Consider the following 26,776-nt stretch of genomic DNA (forward strand, 5'->3'; position numbering starts at 1 on the left):
TCGGTCGCCGCCGGCCTGTCAGGCCGCGTCCGGCTGCTCCGCCACCGACAGGGCGGCCAGCGCGGCGGACACGGCCGCGGAGGCCCGTAGGTCGAGTCGGGCGCTCGTGCCCCGGGCGCGGTGCCGGAGCTCGTCGGCGGCGAGTGTCAGGAGCTGCGGCAGCAGGTCGGTGCACCGGCGGGCCACCCAGCCGGTGCCCGCCGTGGCCAGCCACCACAGGCTCGCCGACCTGGTCGGGACGGGGAACTCCGGCTCGGGCGAGGGCGCGGGCCCCGTCGCGAGGCCGTGTTCCTCGAGCAGCGCGTGGAAGCGCAGGGCCAGCTGCCGGTGCCCGCGCTCTCCGGGGTGCAGCCGGTCCGCGCTCCACAGGGCGCGGTCCGTGATCCAGTCGCCCTCGCACGCGTGCAGGTGCACAGCTCCGTACCGGTCGGACAGGGCGTGGACGACCGTGTTCACGGCGCGCTGCCGCCGCGCCAGCGGGTGGGCGAGTGCCCCCGGCAGCCCCAGCATCGTGCCCGGGTCGGGCAGGCAGGCGGTGAGCAGCACCGCACCCTGCTCGGTGAAGGCCCCGTACACCTGGTCGAGCCGGGCCGCCACGGCCTGGATGTCGAAGGTGCAGCGCAGGGTGTCGTTGACGCCGATGACGACGGACACGAGGTCGGGCCGCAGGGCCAGCCCGGCGGGCAGCTGCCGCTCCAGCACGTCACGCGTCTGCGCCCCGCTCACCGCGAGGTTGGTGAACCGGGCGTGGCCCTGGGGAAGCCCGGCGGGTCCCTCGCCCGGCCCGGCGGATCCCTCGCTGGGCCCGTCGGGTCGGTCGGCGAGCCCGTCGGGTCCGTCGGCGAGCCCCCCGCGCCCGGCGGGCCCCTCGCCGGGCCCCGCGGATCCCTCGGTGAGCCCGGCGGCGAGCAGCGCGGCCCAGCCGCGCCACGCCCCGTCGCCGACGGGATCACCCACCCCCTCGGTCAGCGAGTCGCCGAGGGCCACGAACCTCGGGGCTCCCTCCGTCCACGGGCGTCTCATGCCACGCCCCCGGGCACGTACGGACGCACCGGGACAGCGGCGTCGTGCGCGGCCAGGAAGGCGTCGACCGCCGCATCCCAGCCGAAGCACTCCGCACGCGCGCGTGCCCCCTCTCGCCGGTCTGCCTCCAGCCGTTCCAGCAGCAGGTCCACGGCGTCCGCGAAGGCCTCCCCGTGGTCCGCCGCGACGGCCCCGGCGGAGCCGATCACCTCCGGCAGCGCGGACGACGCGCTCGCCACCACGGGCGTGCCGCACGCCATGGCCTCCAGCGCGGCGAGCCCGAACGTCTCGGCGGGCCCCGGCGCAAGGGCCACGTCGGCGGACGCCTGGAGCGCGCCGAGCAGCCCGCGGTCGGAGACGTGCCCGAGGAAGGTGACCGGCAGGCCGCTCTCCCGCGCCCGCTGTTCGAGCCGGGCGCGCAACGGCCCGTCCCCGGCCACCACCAGCACCGCCCGGCGTCCCCGCCGCCGCAGCGCCTCCAGTGCGTCCAGCGCCGTGCCGGGCCGCTTCTCCACGGACAGCCGCGAGCACATCACCAGCAGCGTCTCGTCCCCGCGCGCGTGCCGCGCCCGCAGCTCCGGGTCGCGCAGCGCGGGGTGCCGCTGCACCAGGTCGACGCCCAGCGGGGCACGGACGACATTGCGCGCCCCGATCCGCACGAACTCCCGCTCGGCGAACTCGGTGGTGCACACCACGCGCGCGTACGTGTGTGCCGTACGGACGTTGAGGGCGTCCGCGGCACGCCGGGCGGCCCCCTCGGGCAGACCCCAGGTGCGCAGCACGCCGTCGGCGGTCTCGTGGGAGACCATCACGGCCGGGACCCGGGCGCGTCGCGCCCACTTGCCGGTCCACCTGAGGGTCGTGCGGTCGGACACCTCCAGCCGGTCCGGCGCGAGCTCCTCCAGGAGCCGGGCCACCCGCCGCCTGTCGGCGAGCACGCGGTAGCCGCCGGTGCCGGGCAGCAGCGGCCCGGGGAGGGTGATCACCCGCCCCTGGTCGGTCTCCCGGTCGGTCATCCGCTCGCCGGGGACCACGAGGACGGGCTCGTGCCCCGCCGCCTTGAAGCCCTTGCCGAGTTCGCGCAGGGCGGTGCGCAGACCGCCGGACGCGGGCGCGACGAAGTTGGCGAGCCGGATGATCCGCAGCGACTGGCGGCTGCTGTCACCCGAACGCGAGTCGCTCATGCCGCCACCGCCGTCCTGCGCCCGGCGAGCACGTTCGCGTAGTGCCCGATCAGCTGGTCCCCGACGGCCGCCCAGGTGCGGCCCTCCACGGTGGCGCGCCCCGCGGCGCCGAAGGCGGCCCGCAGCCCGGCGTCGGCGGCCAGGGCCCGCACCGCGTCCCGTACGGCGGTCGCGTCGTGCGGCGGCACCAGCAGGCCGGTGCGCCCCTGGGCGACCAGGTCCAGCGGCCCGCCCGCGGCGGGCGCGACGACGGGCAGGCCGCTGGCCATGGCCTCCTGCACCGTCTGGCAGAACGTCTCGAAGGGACCCGTGTGGACGAAGGCGTCCAGCGAGGCGAAGACCCGCGCCAGGTCGTCACCGGTACGGCGGCCGAGGAAGGCCGCGCCCGGCAGCGCCTGCTCCAGGCCGGGCCGGCTCGGGCCGTCGCCGACGACCACGACCCGGACGCCCTCCAGACCGCAGGCACCGGCGAGGAGTTCGACCTGCTTCTCGGGTGCGAGCCGGCCGACGTAGCCGACGATCAGCTCACCGTTCGGGGCGAGTTCGCGACGCAGGGCCTCGTCGCGGCGGTCGGGCCGGAAACGTTCGGTGTCGACGCCGCGCGGCCACAGTTCGACCCGTGGCACACCGTGCGTCTCCAGATCGCGCAGGGCCGCGCTGGACGGGGCGAGGGTGAGATCGGCGGCGCCGTGCACGGAGCGGATCCGTCGCCACGCGGCGGCTTCTCCGGCACCCATGTAGGTACGGGCGTATCCGGCCAGGTCGGTCTGGTAGACGGCGACGGCGGGGATGCCGAGGCGGGCGGCGGCTGCCATGCCGCGCACGCCGAGGACGAAGGGGCTGGCGAGGTGGACGACATCGGCACGGTGCTCGATGAGGGTGGCGGCCAGGCGGCGGCTGGGGAGGGCGACGCGGACCTGGGGATAGCCGGGGAGCGGGAGGGAGGGGACGTGGACGACGGGGCACGGCGCGTTGGCGTCGGGCTTGTTCCCGGGCGCGGGGGCCGGGGCGACGACGACGGGGACGTGACCGCGATCGACGAGGTGCCGGGCGGTCTGGAGCGCGCAGTGGGCCACGCCGTTCACGTCGGGGGGAAAGGATTCGGTCACGATGACGACACGCATACCGGTGTTGTCGCCGTGCCGGACGTGGCCGCGTCAACGTGGATCTTTCCGGACGAGGAACGTCCTATGAGCGTTCTGAGGCGCACCCGCGCAGGTCAGGCCGCGTCCATGCGCTCCTGACCCGCGAGTCACCCCTCGTTCACCCGGGCGGCCTGATTCCGCCCTGGCGTCCTTGCACAAAGGGAGTCACACGCTCACGGCACAAAGGGAGTCACACGCTCACGCGGAGGGGGTCACACAGCGGTCTCCTCGGGACCGATCCTGCTGCGCACGGCCGTCTGGACCTCGGCCTCCTCGGCCGGGTCGGCGGCGAGCCGGCGCAGTCGCTCGACGACACGGGCGTCTCCGGTCTCGGCGTGCCGGGCGGCGATCTCGCGCGTGGTCTCCTCGCAGTCCCACAGGCACTCGACGGCGAAGCCGGTGGCGAAGGAGGGGTCGGTGGCGGCGAGGGCCCGGGCGGCCCGGCCGCGCAGATGGGAGGAGGCGGTCTCGCGGTAGATGTGGCGGAGGACGGGTGCCGCGCAGGCGATGCCGAGCCGTCCGGCGCCGTCGACCAGGGTCCACAGGGTCGGTGCGTCGGGGCCGTCGCCCCGTACGGCTTCCCGTAGCGCCGCGAGGACCAGGTCGCGGTCCTGCGCCCCGCCCCGGCAGGCGAGGACACGCCCGGCGGCGGCGCCCAGCGCGTCCGGCCGCCGGGCCCAGCCGCGCGCCTGGTCCACGGCGGCGAGGGAGCGCATGCGTTCGAAGGCGTCGACGGCGGCGTCCACGACGACCGTCGAGCCGGTGGCCACGGCGCCCTCGATGAGGCCGAGGGCGTCGGGATCGTTGCCGTCGGCGAGGTAGCGCAGGGCCGTGCAACGGGCTCCGTCACCGCCGTCCTTCGCCGCCTGGACGATCTCGGCCCGGTCCTCGGGCCCCGCCACGGCGGTGAGGCAGCGGGCGGCCGGGACATGGAGTGCGGCACCCCGTTCGAGGCCTTGCTGGGCCCATTCGAAGACGGCCTGCACGCTCCACCCGGGGCGGGGGCCGGCCGGCCGCATCTGCCGCTGCCAGCGGTCGAAACAGCCCGTCTCGTGGGCGGCACGCACGCGGGCGGCGACGGATTCTCGGGGGTCCTCGGCCCACAGCCGCCACGGCCGGGGTTCGAAGGCGTCGCGGACGGCTGCGGCCAGCTCGGCGTCGCCCTCCGGGTCGGCCGGGAACCGTGCGAGGACGGGCGCGGCGAGGGCGCGCAGGCCCGCGTCGTCGTCCCTGAGGGCCAGTTCGTCGAGGGCCCAGGCCCAGTTGGAGCCGTGGGCGGCGTACCTGCGCAGCAGTTCGAGCGCGTCCCGCCTGCCGTAGGAGGCGAGGTGCCCGAGGACGGCGAGGGCGAGCCCGGTGCGCGACTCGTCGGTGTCGAGGACGTCCTCGGCGTCGAAGAGGTGGGCCTCGACCGCGTCCAGCTCGCCGTTCAGGTCGAGGAAGAGGCGGGCGTAGTAGAGGGAGCGGTTCTCCACCTGCCAGTCGTGGCGGGGATCGCGCAGCACGCAGTGGTTCAGCGCCGCGAGCGCCTCGGGGCGCGGGGCGGTGAGCGCGTGCAGCGTGCCGTCGCCGCGGCCCCGCTGGAGCAGGCCGAGCAGCGTACCGCTGGGCGCTATGACCGGATCGAACATGGGAAACAGCCTCACATCAAGCGTCGACGCAACCGGGGACGTGTACTACCTGGCCGCGCGACAACACGTCGGAGTGCCCGCCGTTTCCTGCTTGCTGTAGACCATCTTCCTCTGCCTCTCGTCGGTGGCCCTTGCGGACCGCTTCACGGCCCGCGCGGTGCGGCAACACCTGCCCAGCCATCACGTCCGTGAACCACGCCGTCATGATGACTCGGCACTTCCGTCTGCCGCGACCGAAATTTCGGCGGCCCCGTCCCGCCTCCCCCGTTTTCGTTGTCGTTCCAGGTCAGACCGGCTCGCTCAGTGCTCGCCGAACAGTTCGAGCAATTCCGTCCGGCCGAACATCCGGGCGGTGTCGACCGCCGAGGGGGTGCCGGCGGACGGGTCGGCGCCGCCCTCCAGGAGGGCCTTGATGACGTCCGTCTCGCCCTTGAAGGCCGCTCCCGCGAGCGGGGTCTGGCCTCGGTCGTTCACCCGGTCGGCCTCGGCTCCGCGGGCCAGCAGCGCGCGTACCGCCTCGGAGTGGCCGTGGTAGGCGGCGAGCATCACGAGCGAGTCACCGCGGTCGTTGGTGAGGTTGGCCGGAACACCCGCGTCGACGTACGCCACGAGCGCCTCGGTCTGTCCCCGCCGGGCCAGATCGAAGATCTTGGTCGCCAGCTCCACGACCTCGGGGTCGGGGGCTTCGGTCATCGGCCGGACCGCCTCTCACGTCACACATCACGTCGGGTGCGTACGCCTGCGAGCGGCGCAGCCGTACGAGTGAATCGCCAGGGTACTGGCTCGCGCGGCACATGACCCGATGTGCCCGAGGTAAAGATCACCACAGACCTCGCCGAACGCAACAGCCCCGCGCGACCGATCCGGGGGCAGCTCCACCAGCCAGGGGAAATAGTACGAATTTCACCCAGTTGCACCTTTTATCGTATGGATACATCCTGTGAGCCTGGAAGTACTCATGGTGACTGTCCCCGCGAACCAGGAGACCTCAAATGATCCTCTCCATCTCAGGCGTGGTCCTGCTCGGCATCGTCGTCTTCATCTTCTTCCGCAAGGACGGCCTGAAGGCGTCGCATGCGGTCGTGACGATGCTGTTCGGCTTCTATCTGGCGAGCACGGCCATCGCCCCGAGCATCAAGGCGGGCGGCGAGAGCCTGGCGAGCCTCCTCGGCGGAATCAAGTTCTGACGACGCCGCCCCGTACGCATCCCGCCCGTAGGCACTCTCTGGAGGCAGCAGTGGCCCGGCGCCCCCTCCCCCGCATTCTGAGCAACGGCAGCGCGCAGCTCGTCCGGAGCCGGGAGCTGGCCCGGACGGCGGCCGACACTGCCACGGACGTCCTCCACCCGGTGATCACGATCACGCGCGGTCTGCGCCGGCTGGCAGCGGCCGGGCGGCGCAGATGGACCGACACCCCCAAGGAGAGACGGGGGGCGCTGCTGTTCCTGGTGGCCTCCGTGCTCCTGGTCGTGGCGCTGCTGCCGTACGGACCGCTGCTCGCCGCCGTCACACTGATGGCGGCTGCGGCATGGCAGGGCCGGGACCGCACGCCGGCGGCTCCCGACGGACCCGACGAGTCGCAGACCGAGCGCCTCAAGGCGCTCTACGAGGCACTCGTGCCGTACTTCTCCTCCGCCGAGGACCCCGAGCCGCTGTACGCCCACGGCGGTGCGTGGGACAAGGCCTTCCCCACCTACGCGTTCGACGGCGGCGGCCGGATCTCGCACCTGGTGGTCCGCTACCCGGCGTACTTCACCGACGGCGAGGCCGAGGCCCGTGCCCGGATCGAGCACGTGCTCGCGGCCAAGTCGGGCCGTGGCCGCGAATACCACTTCACGTGGGACGAGGAGGGCAACCAGTTGACGGTCAGCGTGCTCCTGCCGCTGCCCGTGGACATCGCCGCCCAGCGTTTCGTCACCGCGCCCGGCGAGACGGTCCTCGGCTTCACCGACCCCACCGAGGTCCGGCGCACGCTCCCCCTCACCTGCGGCGAGCAGCAACGGGACGTGCCCCCGGTCGTCTGGCGCACGGGCCTGCGCTCGACCGAGCCCCATCTGCTCGCCCTGGGCCAGCCGGGCAGCGGCACCTCGACCCTGCTGCGGTCCATCGCCCTCCAGGCCCTCCAGCACGGTGACGTGGTGATCGTCGACGGCGGCGGCACCGGCGAGTACGCATGCCTGACCGGCCGGGACGGTGTCCTGGCCGTCGAGTGCGGGCTCACCGGGGCGCTGGCCAGCCTGGAGTGGGCCGCGCTCGAGACCGAGCGCCGCCTCATCGCCGCCAACCGCGCCCATCAGGCGGGCCACCCGCCGCCAGACGACACCAAGCGTCCCCTGTGGATCCTCCTGGACCGCCCGACGGCGTTCACCCACCTGGCCGCCGCCGACGACCGCAAGGACCCGCAGTCCCTTCTCCACGTCCCCCTGCGGCACGGCCGCCCGGCGAACGTGACGGTGGTCGTGGCCGACCAGCTCGACAGCGTCGACACCCTCACCGACGCCGTGCGGCAGCATACCCGCGCGCGCGTGGTCCTCGGCCCGGCGACGGCCGACCAGGTCGGGTCCGTCCTGGGCGCGCCCCCGCACACCACCCCCGTCGACCAGGTCCCCCCCGGGCGCGGCTACGCCCGCCTGGGCACGGGCCCGGTCCACCGCCTCCAGGTCCCGGCCACACCCAACCCCTACGACGACGCGACGTCCGACGCCCACCGCCAGGCGGTACTGGACCTCCTGCCGCCCCGCACGACACCGGCGGACGGGGAGACGGTGCCCGACCCGGATCCGGCGCAGGGTGAACCGGATCTGGTCGAGCCGGAGCCGGTGGAATCCGAGCCGGTGCCGGTACTGACGGAACCGGCGGAACGAAAGCCCGTCCCGGTGCTGACGAAAGCCACCAAGACGTCCTGAAGAGCGCGGTCGGTCGGCCGATCACCGCGGCCGCCGACCCGGCCTACGCCACGAACGTCCGCGGCGACTCACCGGCCCCCACACCCCCGTCCTCCACGATCCGCGCCGCCGCGGCCAGCCGCACAGCCGCCTCCTCGGCCACCGCACCCCCCACGGTGAACGGCAACCGCACATATCCCTCGAACGCCCCGTCCACCCCGAACCGCGGCCCGGACGGCACCCGCACGCCCACCCGCTCCCCCGCCTCAGCGAGCCGTGACCCGGACAGACCGCCCGTGCGCACCCACAGCGTCAGCCCGCCCCGAGGCACCTCGAACTCCCACCCGGGCAGCTCCCGCCGCACCGCCGCCACGATCTCGTCGCGGTTCTCCCGCGCCTGCTCCCGCCGCACCTGCACGGCCTGCTCCCAACCCCCCGTGCCGAACAGCCAGTTAACGGCCAGCTGCTCCAGCACCGGCGTGCCGAGATCCGCGTACGCACGCGCCGCGACCAGGCTGCGGATCACGTCCGGCGCGGCCCGCACCCACCCGATGCGCATCCCGGCCCAGAAGGCCTTGCTCGCCGACCCCACGGTGATCACCGTCGAACCGGCCGGATCGAAGGCACACACCGCCCGTGGCATCCGCACGTCCGGGTCGAGCCACAGCTCGCTCATCGTCTCGTCGGCGATCAGCACGGTCCCCGCGGACCTGGCCGCGTCGACCAGCCGCCGGCGCTGGTCCTCGTCGGCGAGCGCACCGGTCGGGTTGTGGAAGTCGGCGACGACGTAGGCGATCCGGGGCGCGGCGTCCCGCAGGACCTGCCGCCAGCGGTCCATGTCCCATCCGGAGAGCCCCTCGGCCATCGCGACGGGCACGAGCCGGGCCCCGGCCTCCCGCATCAGCTGAAGGATGTTGGCGTACGAGGGCGACTCGACGGCGATGCGCTCACCCCGCCCCGCGAACAGGTGGCAGATCGCGTCGATCGCGCCCATCGCCCCGGTCGTCACCATGATCTGCTCGGGCATGGTCGGTATCCCGCGCGCGGTGTAGCGCTCGGCGATCATCGACCGCAGCGCGGGCAGCCCGGCGGGATAGTCGCCGTGCGTGTGCGCGTACGGCGGCAGTTCCTCCAGCGCGCCCTGCACGGCCCGGGTCAGCCACGGCTCGGGGGCCGGAAGCGCCGCACAGCCGAGGTCGATCATCGAGCCGAGGGCCTCCGGCGGCAAGGGTTCCAGCCCGCGCGCGGGCAGCGGGTTCCCGGCCGGTACGGCGGTCCAACTGCCCGCGCCGCGCCGGGACTCCAGGAACCCCTCGCTGCGCAGGGCCTCGTACGCGGCGGCGACCGTCGTACGGCTGACGGACAGGGACAGGGCGAGTTCCCGCTCGGCGGGCAGCCGGGCGGCCACCGGGACACGCCCTTCGAGCACCAGCAGGCGGACGCCGTCGGCGAGCGCGCGGTAGGCGGGCGGCCGGCGCGTGCCGGGCCCCGCCGGGCGGTCCTGCTGGGAGTTGAGCAGCCGCGCGAGCTGTGCCGCACCCACGGCCGAGGTCCACTGCGCCATGAGAATCAGTCCACCTTCCCCGGATTGGCCATGGATGGCCTCTCGATCCAAGCCACAGGGTGTCATGCATCAGTCCACTAACCAACAGGGGGGCACATCATGTCCACGCAGCGGCGGCTCGCTCGGCGACTGACGCAGCTTTACGTCGGTCTCGCGCTGTACGGAGCGAGTTCGGCGCTCCTCGTCCGGTCGGGGCTCGGGCTGGAGCCGTGGAACGTGCTGCACCAGGGGCTCGCCGAGCGGACCGGTCTGTCGATCGGCGTCGTGCTGACCATCGTGGGCGCCGCGGTGCTGCTCGCGTGGATCCCACTGCGCCAGCGGCCGGGCCTGGGCACGATCTCCAACGTGCTGGTCATCGGCATGGCGATGGACGCGACGCTGGCCCTGGTGCCCGACGCCCACGGCTGGGTGCCCCGCGTGAGCCTGATGGTGGCGGGGATCGTCCTGAACGGCGCGGCGACCGGCCTGTACATCGCGGCCCGCTTCGGGCCGGGCCCGCGCGACGGTCTGATGACGGGGCTCCACCAGCTCACGGGCGTCTCGATCCGCCTGGTGCGCACGGGCATCGAGCTCACGGTCGTGGCGACCGGCTTCGCACTGGGCGGCACCGTCGGGATCGGCACCCTCCTGTACGCGGTGGCGATCGGCCCGCTCGCCCAGCTGTTCCTGCGCGTGTTCGCCGTCCCCGCGGCATCCGGCGGCAGCGCGGTCGTTGCCACGGGGCAACCCCGAGGAGCGATACTGCGTCCGTGACCTCGCGGATACGCCATCCCTACCTCGACCATCCCGGCCCGATCGCCTTCGCCCACCGGGGCGGGGCCGCGGACGGCCTGGAGAACACCGTGCGGCAGTTCCGGTGTGCCGTCGAGGCGGGCTACCGCTACATCGAGACCGACGTCCACGCCACCCGGGACGGCAAGCTCGTCGCCTTCCACGACGCGACCCTGGACCGGGTGACGAACGGCGCGGGCCGGATCGCCGACCTGCCCTGGCAGGAGGTGCGCCACGCGCGCGTGGCCGGGGAGGAACCGGTGCCGCTCTTCGAGGAACTGCTGGAGACCTTCCCGGACGTGCGCTGGAACGTCGACGTCAAGGCGGAGGCCGCCCTGCTGCCCTTCCTCGACCTGGTCGGCCGGACGCACTCCTGGGACCGGATCTGCCTCGGCTCGTTCTCCGAGGCCCGCGTGGTGCGTGCCCAGCGGCTGGCCGGCCCGCGCCTGGCCACCTCGTACGGCACCCGGGGAGTGCTCAATCTGCGGCTGCGCTCCTGGGGGCTGCCGGCGGCGGTGCGCCGCTCGGCGGTCGCCGCCCAGGTGCCCGAGATCCAGTCCGGCATCCAGGTCGTGGACCACCGCTTCCTGCACGCCGCCCACGCGCGCGGGCTCCAGGTGCACGTGTGGACCGTCAACGACCCGGAGAGCATGCACCGGCTTCTGGACCTCGGCGTGGATGGCATCATGACCGATCACATCGACACGTTGCGCAAGGTCATGGAGGACCGCGGCGTCTGGGTCTGACACCCCGGCCGGTCGCCCCTGCGCGTTCACGGGGAAGCGAGGACACGGGTGGGCACCGACACCGCGCGTCCGGAGGCGGCCGACGGGGCTGCGGGGCTGCGGCGCGAGCAGCGCGGCTGGTACTTCTACGACTGGGCCTGCTCCGTCTACTCGACGAGCGTGCTCACCGTGTTCCTGGGCCCCTATCTGACGTCGGTCGCCGAGTCGGCGGCCGACGCCGACGGGTACGTCCACCCCCTCGGGATCCCGGTGCGCGCCGGGTCCTTCTTCGCGTACTCGGTGTCCCTGTCGGTGATCGTGGCCGTGCTGGCGATGCCCCTGGTGGGCGCCGCCGCCGACCGCACCGGCCGCAAGAAGCCCCTCCTCGCGGCCGCCGCCTACCTGGGAGCCACGGCCACGACGGCCATGTTCTTCCTGGACGGCGACCGCTACCTGCTCGGCGGGGCGCTGCTGATCGTCGCGAACGCCGCGCAGTCCGTGGCGATGATGCTCTACAACTCCTACCTGCCGCAGATCGCCCCGCCCGAGCAGCGGGACGCGGTCTCCTCCCGAGGCTGGGCCTTCGGCTACGCGGCGGGCTCGCTGGTCCTCGTCGCCAACCTGGTCCTCTACACCGGGCACGACAGCTTCGGTGTCTCCGAGAGCACGGCGGTCCGCATCTGCCTGGCATCGGCGGGCCTGTGGTGGGGCGCGTTCGCCCTCATCCCGCTGACACGGCTCCGTGATCGCAGGTCCGGCGCGCGGGAGGCGGCGCTTCCCGGGTTCCGGCAGCTCGCGGCGACCGTCCGCGACATGCGCCGCCACCCGCTGACGCTCGCCTTCCTGCTCGCGTACCTCGTCTACAACGACGGCATCCAGACGGTGATCTCCCAGGCCTCCGTCTACGGCTCCGAGGAACTCGGCCTCGGGCAGTCCACCCTGATCGGCGCAGTCCTGCTCGTGCAGGTCCTGGCGGTGGCGGGCGCGCTGACGATGGGCCGGCTGGCCCGGACCTACGGGGCCAAGCGCACGATCCTGGGCTCGCTGGTGGCGTGGACGGTGACACTGGCCGCCGGGTTCTTCCTGCCGGCCGGGGCGCCGGTGTGGTTCTTCGTCCTGGCCGCCGGCATCGGTCTGGTCCTCGGCGGCAGCCAGGCGCTGTCCAGGTCCTTGTTCTCCCATCTCGTCCCGTCCGGCAGGGAGGCCGAATACTTCTCCGCGTACGAGATGAGCGACCGCGGAATGAGCTGGCTCGGGCCGCTGCTGTTCGGGCTCACGTATCAGCTGACCGGGAGCTACCGGGACGCGATCATCTCGCTCGTGGGCTTCTTCGTCATCGGGTTCGCCCTGCTCGCGCGGGTTCCGGTGCGGCGTGCGATCGAAGAAGCGGGGAATCCGGTTCCTGACAGGATTTAGCACTCGGCGTGAAAGGGCTGTAGTGTACGCGTTTGGCCTGCCAGGCGTACCGTTACTGCGCGTCAAAGATGCCGAAACGCTGGGTTACATCTGCTAGCAGATGTGACAAACCGGGCGCTGGTGGGTACAACAAGGGCGGCTACGACGGCGACGCATGACCCGGAACGGGACTCGGAACGGGAATCTTTACCGCCGACCGGACGTTGACCGGATGACGACGACAGCGACACCTGTCCTGTGGGCGACAAGCCCGGGAGGCACGATTCATGAGTGAGCGAGCTCTTCGCGGCACGCGCCTCGTGGTGACCAGCTACGAGACGGACCGCGGCATCGACCTGGCCCCGCGCCAGGCCGTGGAGTACGCATGCGAGAAGGGGCACCGGTTTGAGATGCCCTTCTCGGTCGAGGCGGAGATCCCGCCGGAGTGGGAGTGCAAGGTCTGCGGGGCCCAGGCACTCCTCGTGGACGGCGATGGCCCGGAAGAGAAGAAGGCCAAGCCCGCGCGTACGCATTGGGACATGCTGATGGAGCGGCGCACCCGTGAGGAACTCGAAGAGGTCCTCGAGGAGCGCCTGGCGGTTCTGCGCTCCGGGGCGATGAACATCGCGATTCATCCCCGAGACAGCCGCAAGTCGGCGTAAGTCCCTCCGGGGCCTGGCCGAAAGTTACAGCGCGTCAAGACCGCCGCGGGCGCCGTACGTGAAGTACGGCGCTCGCGGTTTTTGTCATGCGCTCCTGCGGCTACGGCCGCTGGCTCCCGCCTTGGGGGCCCGGGGCCGGCATCGCCGCCGGCGCCCGGACGCCGGGGCGCTCAGTGCGTCAGCGGGGGGCGCGGTCCCTGCGGCGCGTCGCCCCGGTCGTCACGGATGACCTCGCCCTGGACGACCTTGCCGTCGGGGCGGTGCATACGGGCCTGCTGGAAGGCGCCGCCCAGGGTGCCCGGGCCGGCCTCGCGGAGCTTGCGCTCGAAGGTGCGCTCCGCGGTGCGGCTCACCGCCTTCTGGACCGGAGGCAGCAGCAGGAGCAGGCCCGCCGCGTCCGACACCAGACCGGGGATCATCAGCAGCAGCCCGCCCAGCATCATCAGGCCGTTGCCCTCGCTGTTCGGCCGGGCCGCCGCGGGCATCACGCCGCTCTGCTGCCGTTGCAGCGTCTCGGAGAGGTTGCGGAAGGCCCGCCTGCCGGCCCGCTTGATGACGACCGAGCCGAGGATGAAGCCCGCCACCAGGACGAGGAACACCACCAGCCCGCTCGACGCCCCCGCGACCACCGTGAGCAGCCAGATCTCCAGGACGAGCCATGCGGCGAGCCCCAACGGCAGGAACGTACGCAGCCGTGAGCGCCGGGGCCGGGCGGGATTAGCGGGGGTCTGAGCGCCAGTCGTCATGTCTCCAGTGTGCCTGGGCCCGGCTCAGCGCGGGATAAGGCCCCGATCAGGTGTTTCTGTGAGCGGCCGGCGAGGGATGAGACGGGCCGGCTACGGCTTCGACGGCTTGCCGCCGCGGCCCGTGACCTTGCCGACCCGCTCCCCCACACCCCACGCCGTGACCCGCCACAGCGCCTCGACGAGGATGTCGCGGCTCATCTTGGAGTCGCCGAGCTCACGCTCGACGAAGGTGATGGGCACCTCCACGACGTGGTACCCGGCCTTGACCGCGCGGCGGGCGAGGTCGACCTGGAAGCAGTAGCCCTGGGAGGCGACCTGGTCCAGGCCGAGGCCCTCCAGGGTCTCGCGCCGGAAGGCACGGTAGCCGCCGGTGATGTCGCGCAGGGGCAGGTCGAGCGCCAGCCGGGAGTAGAGGCTGCCGCCCCTGGAGATCACCTCTCGGGACTTCGGCCAGTTCACCACTCGGCCGCCGGGCACCCAGCGCGAGCCGAGCACCAGGTCGGCGCTCTTCAGGGCGGTGAGCAGACGGGGCAGCTCCTCGGGCTGGTGGGAGCCGTCGGCGTCCATCTCGACCAGCACGCCGTAGTCGCGCTCCAGGCCCCAGCGGAAGCCCGCGAGGTAGGCGGCGCCCAGCCCCTCCTTGCCCTTGCGGTGCAGCACATGGACGTGGTCGTCGTCGACGGTCAGCTCGTCGGCCAGCTTGCCCGTGCCGTCCGGGCTGTTGTCGTCGGCCACGAGTACGTGCGCCTCGGGGACGGCTTCGCGCACCCGGCCGACGATGCTCTTGATGTTCTCCGCCTCGTTGTAGGTCGGGATGATCACCAAGGCCGTGCCGAGCGGGCCGAACTTCCTCCCCTGGGCTCCCGCCACGAGGGTCCCGTCGCCGTCGTTCACTGATGCCCCTTCATGTCCGTACGCAGGGGTCCACCATAGTGCGCCCGGCCTGCGATGACGTGACAGGACGTTCGAATGGTGGTGTCGAATCCGCAAGACGCGGGTAAGAATGCGCCTTCGGGCGCGAGCGTACGGCGGATGGGGGCCCGGCGCCCTTCGGGCCGACCTGGGACCCGCTGGCTGCGGATCGACCGAAAGCCGTTGTCTACTGAGCACCGGGCCCCACCCGGGGTCGCACCTCCCCGACCGGCCGGAACGCTGCCTCGGCGCCGCGCCGGCCTGAGCCTGGCTCCCAGTGGCGGTGCCCCGGTGCGGCACACCGTCCCTGACCCGGCGGCGCTGCGGCGAGTGCGCGGACGTTCCCCGGTCGGGCGTCCGGTGGTGGACTCGGCCGAACCTACCGGCCTCCTGCGGCCGCCTGTCAACAGCCGTTTGACCTGGGCGTTTTATGACAAAGCCCTGGTCAGTGCGGAGGATGCGCAGGTCGCGCGCAAGGGGCGCGGCGCACGATCGCGTGCGCGCCACCCCCGTAGATCACTCGCCCGGCCGTACGAAGACCGTGTGTCCGCCCACCACGGTGCGCAGGCAGACGGGCAGGTCGCGGCCCGGGGTCAGGTCGGGCAGTCCCGGGGTGCCGGAGCGCGGATCGGTCGACCAGCGGGCGACCCGGTCGTCCGGGGCCTGGACCACGAGTTCGGCGGTCCGCCACACCGCGTAGTCGGCGGGCGCGCCCGGCGCCAGGACGCCCGCGTCGTCCCGTCCGACGGCCCGCCAGCCGCCGCGCGTGTGCGCCGTGAACGCGGCGCGCACGGAGATGCGGTGCTCCGGCGTGCGGTGGAAGGCGGCGGCTCGCACGGTGCCCCACGGATCGAGGGGCGTGACCGGGCTGTCGGAGCCGAAGGCGAGCGGCACACCGGCGCGCAGCAGCGCCGCGTAGGGGTTCAGCGTACGGGCCCGCTCGACCCCCAGCCGCTGGGCGTACATACCGTCCTCGCCACCCCACAGGGCGTCGAAGGCGGGCTGGACGGAGGCGGTGAGACCGAGTTCGGCGAAGGCCGCGACGGTCTCGGGCGTGAGCATCTCGGCGTGCTCGATCCGGTGGCGGGCGGCCCGGATGCGGGCGAGACCGAGCTTCTCCGCGGCGGCCCGCACCCCCTCGACCACCGAGTCCACCGCGGCGTCGCCGATGGCGTGGAAGCCGGCCTGGAGGCCCGCCTCGGTACAGGCCACGACGTGGGCGGCGACGGTGGCGGTGTCCAGATAGGCCCGGCCCGTGTGGTCGGCGTCGGCGTACGGCTGGTGCACGCAGGCCGTGTGCGAGCCGAAGGAGCCGTCGACGAACAGGTCGCCCGCGGCGCCGGCCGCGCCCAGTTCCCGGGCCTTGGCCACGTCCTCCTCGGCCCAGTAGCCGACGACACGCGGACCGGGCTCCTCGGCGGCGAGGCGCAGCAGGTCGGTGAGGTCGTCGGCGGAGGAGATCTTCGGGCCGCCGCACTCGTGGATCGTGCCGATGCCGAGCGAGACGGCGTGCGCGAGGGCGGCGCGCTGGGCGTCGGTCCGCTGCTGAGGCGTCACGGCCGCGAACGCGGCGGCGCGGGCGGCGTGGTGGGCATCGGCGGTGAGCGGCCCGTCCTCGCGGGGGGCGCCGGGGACCATGTCGAGCAGGGCCGTGGTGACCACCGCCGAGTGGACGTCGATCCGGCTGAGGTAGAGGGGCCGGTGGCCGGTGGCCTCGTCGAGTTCGGCACGCGTCGGGGGCCGGCCGTCGGGCCAGCGGGCGGTGTCCCAGCCGTGCCCGAGCAGCACTCGGTCGTGCGGCCGGGCGGCGGCGAAGTCCCGTACGAGGGCCAGTGCGGCCTCGCGGGAGGGGGCGGCGGACAGGTCGAGGCCGGTGAGCGCGAGGCCGGTGGCGGTGGTGTGCACATGGGCGTCGGTGAACGCCGGAGTGACCAGCGCACCGTCCAGGTCGATCACCTCGTCGACCCCGTCCGCGAAGGCGTCGGCGGCTCCCTCCGAACCGACCCAGGCGACCTGCCCCCGCTCCACGACCATCGCGGTCGCGAACGGATCGGCGGGGCTGTGAACCTCTCCGCGACGGAGCAGGACGGTCTTGGGCGGGGCACTGGACTCACTCATGAGGACCAGTCTCGCGCCTCACCCCGACCACTCTGAACAGGGGTGAGGCACAACGGCCGAAAAGGGAGCCCCGGCGATCAGATCCGCGGCGGCCGCGCCTCGTACGGCGTCGACAGCACCACCGTCGTCCGTGTGGACACGCCCGCCAACGAGCGCACTCGCGCCAGCAGTTCCTCCAGTTCGTGCGGCGTCGCGACGCGCACCTTGAGGATGTAGTTCTCGTCGCCGGCGACGCTGTGGCACGCCTCGATCTCGGGCACGTCCGCGAGGCGGTCCGCGATGTCGTCGGGCGCACTGGGGTCGAAGGGCTTGACCGAGATGAACGCGGTCATGGGCAGACCGACGGCCTCCGGGTCGACGACCGCGGCATAGCCGCGGATGACGCCACGCTGTTCCAGCCGGCGCACCCGCTGGTGCACGGCCGACGTGGACAGGCCCGTGGCCTTGCCCAGGTCGGTGTAGCTCATCCGCCCGTCCTTGACGAGCAGCTGCACGATCTGTCGGTCCAGCTCCTCCATGGCGCAAGAACCTACAGTGCCGTTGATCTCCTCGGATACCTGAGCGGCCCGGGCCATGGCCGGTTCGTGATCTGGCCGGCGTCGGCCGTCAGCCGTCCGGGGGACAAACCCACCGCGGTGGGCACCTGCGCGCGGCATGTGACGAACGCCACAGGGCTCGAACAGTCTCCGTAATGTTCTCGTGATTACCGCCCAGGGGGGACGGGAAGTGCTTGCTGTGGTCGAGGCCGCAGTGCCTGATACGGCCCAGCCCGAGGGGGAGAACCCAATGCAGAGTCTTAAGCGCCCTGGTCGCACCGCACCCAAGCGGCAGCAGCTCGTCGTCGAGCCCGAGCCGGAGGGCGTCGAACCCGACACCTTCGACGACGAACTCGACGCCTACGACACGTTCGAGATGTACCGGGTCGTCTGCCCGGACTGCGCACAACCCATCGCCCTCCTGGCGGACGAGGAGGTCCTGCCGGAGCACGCGCTGTGCGCCTCGCCGTGGAACCCGTTCGGACTCACGGTCTGTGCCGGAACCGGCCGCAGGGCCACGGAGGCCCGGCCCGCTGACGAGTCCGTCGACCCTCAGGAGCAGGACACCGCTCTGCTGTTGACGCTCCCTCAGGGACTCGACTGGCGAACCCAGCCCTTCTCGCACGTCGGCGGCCCGGGCTCACGCCCCATCAGGGTTCCCGTCATGCGCCGCCAAGCGGCCTGAGCGCGGACCCTCTTCGCCCGCTCGCTCCATCCCCGTGACTGCCCCGCACCACGGCTCTCAGTCCGCCGTGGTGCGGGATCAGTGCGTCGGGATCCCTGAACGCACGCCCGATTCCGCCCTGGGGTGACCTGTCCGGCCTCTGTCCCGTTGCCCTGGTATGACCCCCATCTCCTCAGCGACCGGGCGTCAACGCCTCCTGTTCGTCCCGCCACCCGCAGAATCGGTTCGGCCGACCGCGCCGCGCTATCAGGACCCGCCGATCTACCGTGACCTGATGCGGGCCTGGGCCGAGCGCGGCCGCACCCTCCCGGGCCGGCACGACCCGGAGTGGATGCGGCTCTCGGCGCCCTGGCGGGGCCTCGACCAGTTCAGCGTCCCTCTGGACCCACGAGATGGCGGGCGATGACCATCCGCTGGATCTGGTTGGTGCCCTCGACGATCTGGAGCACCTTCGCCTCACGCATGTAGCGCTCGGCCGGGAAGTCCGCGGTGTAGCCGTAGCCGCCGAGGATCTGCACGGCGTCGGTGGTGACCCGCATCGCCGTGTCGGTGCAGTGCAGCTTGGCCATGGCCGCCTGCCGGGCGAACGGCCGGCCCGCGTCCCGCAGTCGCGCCGCCGCCAGGTAGAGCGCCCGGCCCGCCTCGATCTGCGTCGCCATGTCGGCGAGCATGAAGCGCAGCCCCTGGAAGTCGGCGATCGGCTTGCCGAACTGACGCCTCTCCGTCGCATACGAAAGCGCCTCGTCGAGCGCCGCCTGCGCCAAGCCGATCGCGCACGCCGCGATGCCGAGCCGCCCGGACTCGAGCGCGGTCAGGGCGATCGCGAGACCCTGCCCCTCCTCGCCGATGCGCCGGTCGTCAAGGACGCGTACGCCGTCGAAGTGGACCTGAGCGGTGGGCGAGCCCTTCATGCCCATCTTCTTCTCGGGCGGCGCGGCGCTCAGCCCCGGCGCGTCGCCGGGTACCAGGAACGCGGTGATCCCGCGCGGACCCTCCTCGCCGGTGCGCGCCATGACCGTGTAGAAGTCGGCGATCCCGCCGTGCGTGATCCAGGCCTTGGTGCCGGTGATCACCCATGCGTCGCCGTCGCGCACCGCCTTGGTGCGCAGGGCGGCCGCGTCCGAGCCGGAGTGCGGCTCGGAGAGGCAGTAGGCACCGAGCATGCCGCCGCCGAGCATCGCGGGCAGGTGCTCGACCTGCTGCTCCTTGGTGCCGTAGGCGGCGAGCGCGTAGGAGGCCAGGGAGTGCACGCTGACGCCGAGTCCGACCGTGAGGCGGGCCGCGGCGAGTTCTTCGAGGACCTGGAGGTAGACCTCGTAGGGCTGGTCGCCACCCCCGTGCTCCGAGTCGTACGGCAGGCCGAGCAGGCCGGAGCGCGAGAGCAGGGTGAACAGCTCGCGCGGGAAGCGGCCGGCGTCCTCCTCCTCGGCCGCCCTGGGGACGATCTCCTGCTGCGCGATGTCGCGGACGAGCGAGATCAGGTCCCGGGCCTCCTCCGTGGGCAGTTGCCGGTCCACCGGCTGCGGGGCGCGGTCGGGCATGGCGACGCTCTCCTCCCTGTCGGGCACTGGCGGACGGGCCCATGGGTGGGGGCGGCGCCGCCGGGTCGTTCTGGTGCCTGGCCGATGCTTGCAGTCCCGGGTCTCGGAAGCTGCTGACCAGCGGCTCTGCGCTGTGAGTATGCCCGATCGGAGGCATCTCGTCACCAGTTAACGACCGCTCACTTCAAGAAATACCCGAGTGCTCCCCGACGGGCGAAATTGGTCCGCACCATTGACCGAACTGGTCTAGTCCTCCTACTGTTTCGCTCCACCGATTCACCGCGTTCATGCCAAACGGCACGCGTTCCCTCTCCCCACGAGGAGACACCGGATGCACACCCCCCACCACTCCCGCTTCCGGGCCATCGTGTCCGCGGCCTGCTGCGCCGTCCTCGGCGCCGGTCTGCTGGCCGGCGCGGGCGCCTCCGCCAACGCGGCGACCTCGGCTCAGGAGGCCGCCGCCGGTACGAAGGCCGCTCCCGGCGCGACGGCCGCCGGCTCCAAGGTCATCGGGTACTTCACCGAATGGGGCACCTACGACCGCAAGTACTACGTCAAGAACATCGAGACGTCCGGCTCGGCGGCCAGGCTCACGCACATCAACTACGCCTTCGGCAACGTCACCGGCGGCAAGTGCACGATGGGCGACGCCTACGCCGCCACCGACCGGGCCTACACCGCCGCCGAGTCCGTCGACGGCGAGGCGGACACCTGGGACCAGCCGCTGCGCGGCACCTTCAACCAGTTGCGCCAGCTCAAGCAGAAGCACCCGAACCTCAAGGTCCTGTGGTCATTCGGCGGCTGGACCTGGTCGGGCGGCTTCGGCGAGGCCGCGAAGAACCCCGCCGCCTTCGCCCAGTCCTGCTACGACCTGGTCGAGAACTCCAAGTGGGCCGACGTCTTCGACGGCGTCGACATCGACTGGGAGTACCCGAACGCCTGCGGCGCCACCTGCGACACCAGCGGCAAGGCGGCCTTCCGGAACCTGATGCAGGCGCTGCGCGCCAAGTTCGGCTCGAAGAACCTCGTCACCGCGGCGATCACCGCCGACGCCACCCCGGGCGGCAAGATCGACGCGGCGGACTACGCGGGCGCCGCCCAGTACGTCGACTGGTACAACCCGATGACGTACGACTACTTCGGCGCCTGGGACGCCGTCGGCCCGACGGCCCCGCACTCCCCGCTGACCTCGTACTCCGGCATCCCGAAGGCGGACAACCACGCCTCGGCGACCATCGCGAAGCTGAAGGGCCTCGGCATCCCCGCCTCGAAGCTGCTGCTCGGCATCGGCTTCTACGGCCGCGGCTGGACCGGCGTCACCCGGTCGGCGCCGGGCGGCACGGCGACCGGCCCGGCCGCGGGCACGTACGAGCAGGGCATCGACGACTACAAGGTGCTCAGGACCAAGTGCCCGGCGACGGGGACGGTGGCCGGCACGGCGTACGCCAAGTGCGGGAACAACTGGTGGAGTTACGACACCCCGGCGACCATCGCGACCAAGATGAACTACAAGAACCAGCAGGGGCTGGGCGGCACGTTCTTCTGGGAGCTGAGCGGCGACACGGCGAACGGTGAGCTGATCAAGGCCATCAAGTAGGCCTGGGCGAGCCGGGGGCGGAGGGACCGTGACGGATCCCTCCGCCCCCGCTCACGCGCCCTGGCGGGCGGCCTCCGGAGCCGGGTAGGCGGGGTCGAGGTCCTCGATCGCGCGCAGGGCTCCGCCGAGGCCCTTCACCAGCAGCTCGCACATGGTCCGGCGGGGCAGTTCCGGGCGGTCGATCCATTCGAGCGTGGCGCCCTCGACGCCGCACACCCAGGCGAGCAGGCCCATGCGCGCCAGCGGGGTGACGTCGGCGCGGCCGTACGCCCCCTCGGCGATGGTGGCGACGATGGCCTCGCGCACGCCGTCACGGATGGCGTGCACCTCGGTGTCGAAGCCGACGCCGCCGCTGACGATGGTGCGGTAGGCGGCCTGGTTGTGCTCGGCGTAGCGCAGATAACTGTCGACGGTGCGCTGGACGCGGTCGACCGGGGGCAGTTCGTGTCCGCTCGCCGCCAGGGTGACCAGGTCGGTGACGGAGTCCTGGATGATGGCCAGGTAGTACCCGCGCTTGGACTGGAAGTAGTAGTAGATCAGCCCCTTGGCGACGTGCGCCTGCCGGGCGATGTCGTCCATGGACAGGGCGTCGTAGGACGTGTCGGCGAACAACCTCCGCCCGATTGCGATGAGTTCGGCACGGCGCGCCAGGGAGCGCTCGGTACCGCGGGCTCTGGGACGCGCGGCAGGCTGTGGACTGATATTCAATTTCGACCCTGGTTCCAACGGGCGGCGAGGCGGGACATCCGCAGTATGGCAGGCCGGAAAGCAGGGTCGTGGATCAGGTCACAGCACCTCGTGTCGGGTCACAGCAGCCCGAGCTGGGTCACGAGCATCGCGACCACCACGACGAGGGTCCAGCCCACGACATGCTCGACGATCTTCGGGCCGTCGTCCTGAGGACCGCCGGTGCGGACGCCGGCTGCGGTGGCTGAATGCGCGGTCATGGCTTCTCGCAGGTTCGGTGGTGCGGACGGACCTCTCCCGAGGTTCTCTCCACCTTGCCACCGGGAGCGGCATGTGCGGCCGAGAGCTTGCTCACACGCGCACACCCACGGCCGTCAGCGCCTTGCGCTGGGCTGCACTCGGGTGGGCCGGGAAGTACAGGTAGCAGACGCCGCCGGTGCCGGAGACGACCTTGCCGGAGGCGTTGTACCGCTTGGTCCGCAGCCAGATGTTCTCCCACTCCCGCCGCCGGTAGACGCGCCGCACGGCCTCGTTGGTCTCCGAGAAGGGATCGTTGGCGATCACGTCGCCGTCGGCCGTGAAGCCGATGACGGTCATCAGGTGCCCGGCGGTGCCGTACCCGGCGCCGGTCAGCTCCTCCTTCAGGAAGGACTGGGAGGTGATGGCCGGGATGCCCGCCGCGATCAGCGTCTCCAGGTCGGTGAGCGAGCCGAGCCGGGTGACCACGGCCTGGAGGTCCTTGAACGTGGCCGCGTAGGCGGCGTTGAACGGCCAGTTGCCGCAGCCGGCGTACTGGTAGTCGTAGGTGAAGCGGGCCGCGTGGCACACCTGCGGATCGGCGTACGACGGATCCACCCAGGCCAGTTGCTCCCGGGTGAGCCGGCCGCCCCAGTACTCGATGATCATCTGGGAGGACGTCGGGCTGCACCAGGCCTCGCCGCCGTTGTCGTACTCGGGGTACTGGCCCTTGTGGATCTCCTGCGAGTAGCGCGGGACGGCCAGTTCCCCGGCGAGGCCGGGCACGGACGCCGGGACGGTGAACCGGTCGGGTACGTCGGAGCCCATCGCGCCGAGCCGCCACACGGTGGGCGTGGCCTTGGTGCCGGGCTTGCGGTAGAGGGTCAGGCGCAACCGGTAGGAGGCCAGGCGCAGGCCCGTCGAGGGGTCGTCGATCGCCAGGGTGTCGGTCCAGACCGTGCTCTTGCCGTCGCTCTGGTCGTCGACCGAGGTGCGCCGGATGTCCTGGTCGCCCGACGCCCAGCGGCCCATGACGTACCAGGGGGTGCTGGTGCCGTCGGTGTAGGTGGCCTTGATCTCCGCCTGGATCCAGGTGCCGGCCGGGGTGTCCGCGTTCCAGGAGACGATCGCCTCCGTCGCGGGGACGGCGAGCCGGTGGGCCGGGGACGTCCAGGTGCCGTACTCCCAGCGGGCGGTGGTGCCGGTGTGCGGGTCCGTGTAGCCGGTGGTGCCGGCGGGCCTCGCCATCACCACGCCCGGGCGGGCGCCCGCGACGGCACGGGTGCCCCGGGCGGTGCCGCCACGCCAGTCGCCGTACGACGTCCAGGCCCGGTTGTCCACCGTCCGGACCGGGACCTCGCGGGTGGGCTCTGCGGTGTCGGTCGTCATGGGCTCCTCGGTGTCGGCGGCCGCCGGACCCGTGCCCGCCGCGACGGCGGCGGTGACCGCGGCGGCCAGGACGGTTCTGCGGGACGGCTGTTCGGCTCTGCGCATGGTGGGGACCCCCGGAAGTCGGAGTCGGACAGGGGCGGGGCAGGTCCGTTGCACGGTCGGTCGCACACATGTGGACCCCACACAGGAGCAGCACACATGTATGCGCCACATAGCAGCACAGCGCGCCTGGTCCCGCCAGCACTTCGGCCCGCGCCACGCCCACCAATATTGGCGTCGACCACTGGCACGCGCCGAGGACACCGTCGTTAGAGTGCTGCGCGAGATGATTCCGCCCTTCCGCCCCGCACCGGGACCCGCCGTCCGCGACCTCGCCTCCCTGATCCGCCGCCTCCCGCCCTCCTGCGGCCCGGTCCGGCTCGTCGGCGTCGACGGGCACGCCGGCTCCGGAAAGACCACGTTCGCCGAGCAGTTGGCCATGGCGCTGGGCGGCGCGCCGGTGCTGCGCCTCGACGACATCGCCACCCATGACGAACTGTTCGACTGGACCGGACGTCTGCAGGACCAGGTGATCGAGCCGCTGGCTCACGGCCGGACCGCGCACTACGCCCCTTATGACTGGCGAGCCCGCCGCTTCGGTGCGCCGCGTCCCCTGCCGCCCGCTCCCGTGGTCGTGGTGGAGGGCGTCGGCGCGGGGCGCCGGGCACTGCGGCCCCACCTGGCCCTTCTGCTGTGGATGGAGCTGCCCCGTGAGGAGGCCTGGGCACGGGGACGATCGCGGGACGGGGAGGAGCAGCGGGAGTTCTGGAACGGATGGGTCCCGGCGGAACGCCGGCATTTCGCCGACGATCCCTCGCGCCCGTTCGCGGGCCTCCTGGTACTCCAGCGAGAGAAGGGGTACGAGGTGGTTCCGGGGCCTGCTGGGACTGTTGGGCCGGACCAGCCCCTCACGCACGGTGACGGACCGCCCGCAGTGTGCTGAACCTGTGAAGGGCCTTGCGGGACAACTTGCCGGAGTGCTTCAACTCGGCTTGACCGGGGGGCCGTACAGGACTTACGTTCTCAATGTGCGGCCATTCGGAGCCGCCTACAGACGCGAAGCCCCCGGTTGTTCCCCCGTGATCGGGGGCTTCGTTCTGTCCTCTTCCGTTTTTCCGGGCGTTGCGGGGCGCCACGTGCTCACCCTCGGTCACCGTGCGGGCGTGTGCCGCATCCGCTCCCACCTCGCCGAACGCCTCGTGCGGCACCCTACGGGGGCGCCGCCCCCGCAGGTACGATGCCCTCGTTGCGACCTACGGACGGTTGCTTCGCGCACCTTGCAACTCCGGTCCGTGGCACAGCGGTTCGAGCAGGGCAGCCGGCTGGGGGGCGGCTCGTTGGCATACCGACGGGGGCACGGTTCGTGGGGGACGTGATGGACTTCGGCACGCAGGGCCCGCAGGCCCCGGCCGACCTCGCCTGGCTGCGAGGCGTGGACGCCTACACCATGGGCGCCTATCCGCAGGCGGAGGAGGAGTTCCGCGCCGCCGTGCGCATGGACTCCGGGATGGCCGACGGCTGGCTCGGGCTGCACGCGCTGCGCGTCGACACGACGACCGCGCTGCTCAGGATGTTCCGCCACCGGGACCGCTTCGGCGAGCAGCGCACCCGCTACCGCCGCGCCCTCAACTCCTGGTACTGGCTGGGCTGGTGGGTGCAGCCCGTGCTGGAGAGCCCCCGCGACCTCCTGCTCGCGCACGCCTCCCACTGGCTGGACGGCCGCCACGTCCCCGAGCTGGACCGCGCTCTCGCCGGGCTGCCGCCGGTGGACACCGACGCCCAGGTCCGCTTCCTGCACGCCTGCCGCGCCTATCTGGTCAAGGACTGGGAGCAGCTGGTCCGCCACACCGACCCGCTCCTCGACGACCCGATGCTCGGCATCGAGGCGGGCCTGTTCGGCGGCATGGCCCGGGTGCGCCTGGAGATGTACGGGCAGGCCGAACCGCTGCTGTCCGCCGCGCTGATGCGCTGCCGCAGCGAGCAGCCCCAGCGCAAGGAGCTGCGCTACTGGCTGGCCCGGGCGCACGAGGGCACCGGCCGCAGCGCCGCCGCACTCCCGCTGTACCGGGCCGTGCACCGCGTCGACCCGGCCTTCATGGACACCTCGGCCCGGCTCGCCGCGATCGCCGAGGGCGACGGGTACGACGAGGCGACGGACCTCGCCGCGATCACGCTCACCGGCGCCGGCCAGGACGCCGTCGACGGCCCGGACGGATTCGACCCGCTCTTCGGCGCCGAAGGCCGCGACCTGAGACTGCCCGATCCCGAACCGCCCGCCTCCGCTCCCCTGCCGCCGGTGACCGACCCGGCTGTGCGCTCGCGGACCGGCCCGGCGCCGTCACTGCCGGCCGGGCCCACCGACCCGGCGTTACTCGAGGAGGCGCTCGCCGAACTCGAGCGCATGGTGGGTCTGGAGCCGGTGAAACGCCAGGTCAAGGCGCTGTCGGCGCAGCTGAACATGGCCCGTCTGCGGGCCGGGCAGGGCCTGCCGGTCCAGCCGCCGAAACGCCACTTCGTCTTCTCCGGCCCCTCCGGCACCGGCAAGACCACCGTCGCCCGCATCCTCGGCCGCGTCTTCTACGCACTCGGCCTGCTCGGCGGCGACCATCTCGTGGAGGCACAGCGGGCCGACCTGGTCGGCGAGTACCTCGGGCAGACGGCCGTGAAGGCGAACGAACTGATCGACTCGGCGCTCGGTGGCGTGCTCTTCGTCGACGAGGCGTACTCGCTGTCCAACTCGGGCTACGGCAAGGGGGACGCGTACGGCGACGAGGCGCTCCAGGTGCTGCTGAAGCGGGCGGAGGACAACCGCGACCATCTCGTGGTGATCCTGGCCGGCTACCCCGAGGGCATGGACCGCCTGCTCGCCGCCAACCCCGGGCTGTCCTCCCGCTTCACCACCCGGGTCGACTTCCCCTCCTACCGGCCCCTCGAACTCACCGAGATCGGCAAGGTGCTCGCCGCGGAGAACGGCGACCTCTGGGACGAGGAGGCCCTCGACGAGCTGCGGTCGATCGCCGGGCATGTGGTGGACCAGGGGTGGATCGACGAGCTGGGCAACGGGCGGTTCCTGCGGACGCTGTACGAGAAGAGCTGCGCGTACCGGGATCTGCGGTTGTCGGTGTACCCCGGGGTGCTGGGCAGGGAGGACCTGGCGACGCTGCGGTTGCCGGACCTGATGCAGGCGTACGGGGAGGTGCTGTCCGGGCGGGGGCCGCAGGATCCGCCCGGACTGTGAGGCACTGGCGTGGGGGCTGGGGCCGGGTGGGTCAGCAGCCCGGCGGAGCGGGGTGCCTGCGCCC

24 protein-coding genes are annotated in these 26,776 nt (G+C 72.5%); 10 read left to right on the plus strand and 14 right to left on the minus strand.

Annotation, left to right across the window (positions count from 1 at the left end):
• Positions 1 to 18 precede the first annotated feature (18 nt).
• The 5 genes from GTY47_RS24215 to GTY47_RS24235 form a co-directional block, all read right to left on the minus strand.
• Positions 19 to 1,023 (minus strand): SGNH/GDSL hydrolase family protein, encoded by a 1,005-nt coding sequence (locus tag GTY47_RS24215; protein ID WP_040904137.1) that lies wholly within the window; start codon positions 1,021 to 1,023, stop codon positions 19 to 21.
• Positions 1,020 to 2,207 (minus strand): glycosyltransferase, encoded by a 1,188-nt coding sequence (locus GTY47_RS24220; RefSeq protein ID WP_010046313.1) that lies wholly within the window; start codon positions 2,205 to 2,207, stop codon positions 1,020 to 1,022. The genes GTY47_RS24215 and GTY47_RS24220 overlap by 4 nt, the downstream gene beginning before the upstream one ends.
• Complete coding sequence (locus tag GTY47_RS24225) at positions 2,204 to 3,331, minus strand: glycosyltransferase family 1 protein (RefSeq protein WP_010046315.1); 1,128 nt, start codon at positions 3,329 to 3,331, stop codon at positions 2,204 to 2,206. The genes GTY47_RS24220 and GTY47_RS24225 overlap by 4 nt, the downstream gene beginning before the upstream one ends.
• 233 nt (positions 3,332 to 3,564) lie before the next feature.
• Entirely contained in the window at positions 3,565 to 4,983 is a 1,419-nt protein-coding gene (locus GTY47_RS24230; protein ID WP_010046317.1) for a hypothetical protein, read from the minus strand.
• A gap of 300 nt (positions 4,984 to 5,283) precedes the next feature.
• Positions 5,284 to 5,676, minus strand: a complete 393-nt coding sequence (locus tag GTY47_RS24235; RefSeq protein WP_010046318.1) for an ankyrin repeat domain-containing protein — start codon at positions 5,674 to 5,676, stop codon at positions 5,284 to 5,286.
• Between the two features lie 299 nt (positions 5,677 to 5,975).
• Here GTY47_RS24235 and GTY47_RS24240 point away from each other — a divergent pair, with 299 nt between their 5' ends.
• Both GTY47_RS24240 and GTY47_RS24245 read left to right on the plus strand, forming a co-directional pair.
• A complete protein-coding gene (locus GTY47_RS24240) occupies positions 5,976 to 6,170 on the plus strand; it encodes a hypothetical protein (protein ID WP_003988891.1) in 195 nt (64 codons plus the stop codon).
• Positions 6,171 to 6,220: 50 nt separating this feature from the next.
• Positions 6,221 to 7,888, plus strand: a complete 1,668-nt coding sequence (locus GTY47_RS24245) for a membrane protein (RefSeq protein ID WP_010046320.1) — start codon at positions 6,221 to 6,223, stop codon at positions 7,886 to 7,888.
• A 43-nt stretch (positions 7,889 to 7,931) separates the two neighbouring features.
• Here GTY47_RS24245 and GTY47_RS24250 read toward each other — a convergent pair whose 3' ends face one another.
• On the minus strand, positions 7,932 to 9,431 hold the full coding sequence (locus tag GTY47_RS24250; RefSeq protein WP_010046322.1) for a PLP-dependent aminotransferase family protein: 1,500 nt from the start codon (positions 9,429 to 9,431) through the stop codon (positions 7,932 to 7,934).
• 99 nt (positions 9,432 to 9,530) lie between these two features.
• On the opposite strand from GTY47_RS24250, the gene GTY47_RS24255 reads away from it, so the two are divergent.
• From GTY47_RS24255 to GTY47_RS24270, 4 genes are all read left to right on the plus strand, one after another.
• Complete coding sequence (locus GTY47_RS24255) at positions 9,531 to 10,184, plus strand: membrane protein (RefSeq protein WP_010046323.1); 654 nt, start codon at positions 9,531 to 9,533, stop codon at positions 10,182 to 10,184.
• Positions 10,181 to 10,948: a glycerophosphodiester phosphodiesterase gene (locus GTY47_RS24260; RefSeq protein WP_010046325.1), complete on the plus strand. Its 768-nt coding sequence runs from the start codon at positions 10,181 to 10,183 to the stop codon at positions 10,946 to 10,948. Before GTY47_RS24255 ends, GTY47_RS24260 begins: the two co-directional genes overlap by 4 nt.
• A 48-nt stretch (positions 10,949 to 10,996) precedes the next feature.
• Positions 10,997 to 12,343, plus strand: a complete 1,347-nt coding sequence (locus GTY47_RS24265; protein ID WP_010046328.1) for an MFS transporter — start codon at positions 10,997 to 10,999, stop codon at positions 12,341 to 12,343.
• A 266-nt stretch (positions 12,344 to 12,609) separates the two neighbouring features.
• Complete coding sequence (locus GTY47_RS24270) at positions 12,610 to 12,984, plus strand: RNA polymerase-binding protein RbpA (protein ID WP_010046329.1); 375 nt, start codon at positions 12,610 to 12,612, stop codon at positions 12,982 to 12,984.
• Positions 12,985 to 13,154: 170 nt separating this feature from the next.
• Here the strand turns inward: GTY47_RS24270 and fxsA are convergent, their stop codons facing one another.
• The 4 genes from fxsA to GTY47_RS24290 form a co-directional block, all read right to left on the minus strand.
• The gene (gene fxsA, locus GTY47_RS24275) at positions 13,155 to 13,730 is read right to left on the minus strand and encodes an FxsA family membrane protein (protein ID WP_029181623.1); all 576 of its coding nucleotides are present in this window, start codon (positions 13,728 to 13,730) and stop codon (positions 13,155 to 13,157) included.
• A 90-nt stretch (positions 13,731 to 13,820) separates the two neighbouring features.
• On the minus strand, positions 13,821 to 14,624 hold the full coding sequence (locus GTY47_RS24280) for a polyprenol monophosphomannose synthase (protein ID WP_010046333.1): 804 nt from the start codon (positions 14,622 to 14,624) through the stop codon (positions 13,821 to 13,823).
• A gap of 534 nt (positions 14,625 to 15,158) precedes the next feature.
• Positions 15,159 to 16,760, minus strand: coding sequence for an amidohydrolase (locus GTY47_RS24285; protein ID WP_010046335.1), 1,602 nt, complete (start codon positions 16,758 to 16,760; stop codon positions 15,159 to 15,161).
• Positions 16,761 to 16,837: 77 nt separating this feature from the next.
• Positions 16,838 to 17,278: an Lrp/AsnC family transcriptional regulator gene (locus GTY47_RS24290; RefSeq protein ID WP_010046337.1), complete on the minus strand. Its 441-nt coding sequence runs from the start codon at positions 17,276 to 17,278 to the stop codon at positions 16,838 to 16,840.
• Positions 17,279 to 17,546: 268 nt separating this feature from the next.
• On the opposite strand from GTY47_RS24290, the gene GTY47_RS24295 reads away from it, so the two are divergent.
• Complete coding sequence (locus GTY47_RS24295) at positions 17,547 to 17,981, plus strand: hypothetical protein (protein WP_010046339.1); 435 nt, start codon at positions 17,547 to 17,549, stop codon at positions 17,979 to 17,981.
• Between the two features lie 368 nt (positions 17,982 to 18,349).
• Here the strand turns inward: GTY47_RS24295 and GTY47_RS24300 are convergent, their stop codons facing one another.
• Positions 18,350 to 19,522, minus strand: coding sequence for an acyl-CoA dehydrogenase family protein (locus GTY47_RS24300; protein ID WP_010046344.1), 1,173 nt, complete (start codon positions 19,520 to 19,522; stop codon positions 18,350 to 18,352).
• A gap of 331 nt (positions 19,523 to 19,853) precedes the next feature.
• Between GTY47_RS24300 and GTY47_RS24305 the strand changes: the two genes are divergently transcribed.
• Positions 19,854 to 21,119, plus strand: coding sequence for a glycoside hydrolase family 18 protein (locus tag GTY47_RS24305; protein ID WP_010046346.1), 1,266 nt, complete (start codon positions 19,854 to 19,856; stop codon positions 21,117 to 21,119).
• Between the two features lie 51 nt (positions 21,120 to 21,170).
• On the opposite strand, the gene GTY47_RS24310 is transcribed toward GTY47_RS24305, so the two are convergent.
• From GTY47_RS24310 to GTY47_RS24320, 3 genes are all read right to left on the minus strand, one after another.
• Positions 21,171 to 21,827: a TetR/AcrR family transcriptional regulator gene (locus GTY47_RS24310; RefSeq protein ID WP_029181624.1), complete on the minus strand. Its 657-nt coding sequence runs from the start codon at positions 21,825 to 21,827 to the stop codon at positions 21,171 to 21,173.
• Positions 21,828 to 21,925: 98 nt separating this feature from the next.
• A complete protein-coding gene (locus GTY47_RS24315; protein ID WP_010046348.1) occupies positions 21,926 to 22,066 on the minus strand; it encodes an SCO1431 family membrane protein in 141 nt (46 codons plus the stop codon).
• 91 nt (positions 22,067 to 22,157) lie between these two features.
• Positions 22,158 to 23,537, minus strand: a complete 1,380-nt coding sequence (locus GTY47_RS24320; protein WP_010046349.1) for a peptidase C39 family protein — start codon at positions 23,535 to 23,537, stop codon at positions 22,158 to 22,160.
• A gap of 223 nt (positions 23,538 to 23,760) precedes the next feature.
• Here GTY47_RS24320 and GTY47_RS24325 point away from each other — a divergent pair, with 223 nt between their 5' ends.
• Entirely contained in the window at positions 23,761 to 24,417 is a 657-nt protein-coding gene (locus tag GTY47_RS24325) for a hypothetical protein (RefSeq protein WP_040904152.1), read from the plus strand.
• Positions 24,418 to 24,849: 432 nt separating this feature from the next.
• Positions 24,850 to 26,712, plus strand: coding sequence for an AAA family ATPase (locus tag GTY47_RS24330; RefSeq protein ID WP_010046352.1), 1,863 nt, complete (start codon positions 24,850 to 24,852; stop codon positions 26,710 to 26,712).
• Positions 26,713 to 26,776: the final 64 nt, after the last annotated feature.

It is taken from the genome of Streptomyces sp. SID5464 (assembly GCF_009862985.1).
In the GTDB taxonomy this organism is placed as follows: Bacteria; Actinomycetota; Actinomycetes; order Streptomycetales; family Streptomycetaceae; genus Streptomyces; species Streptomyces chartreusis_D.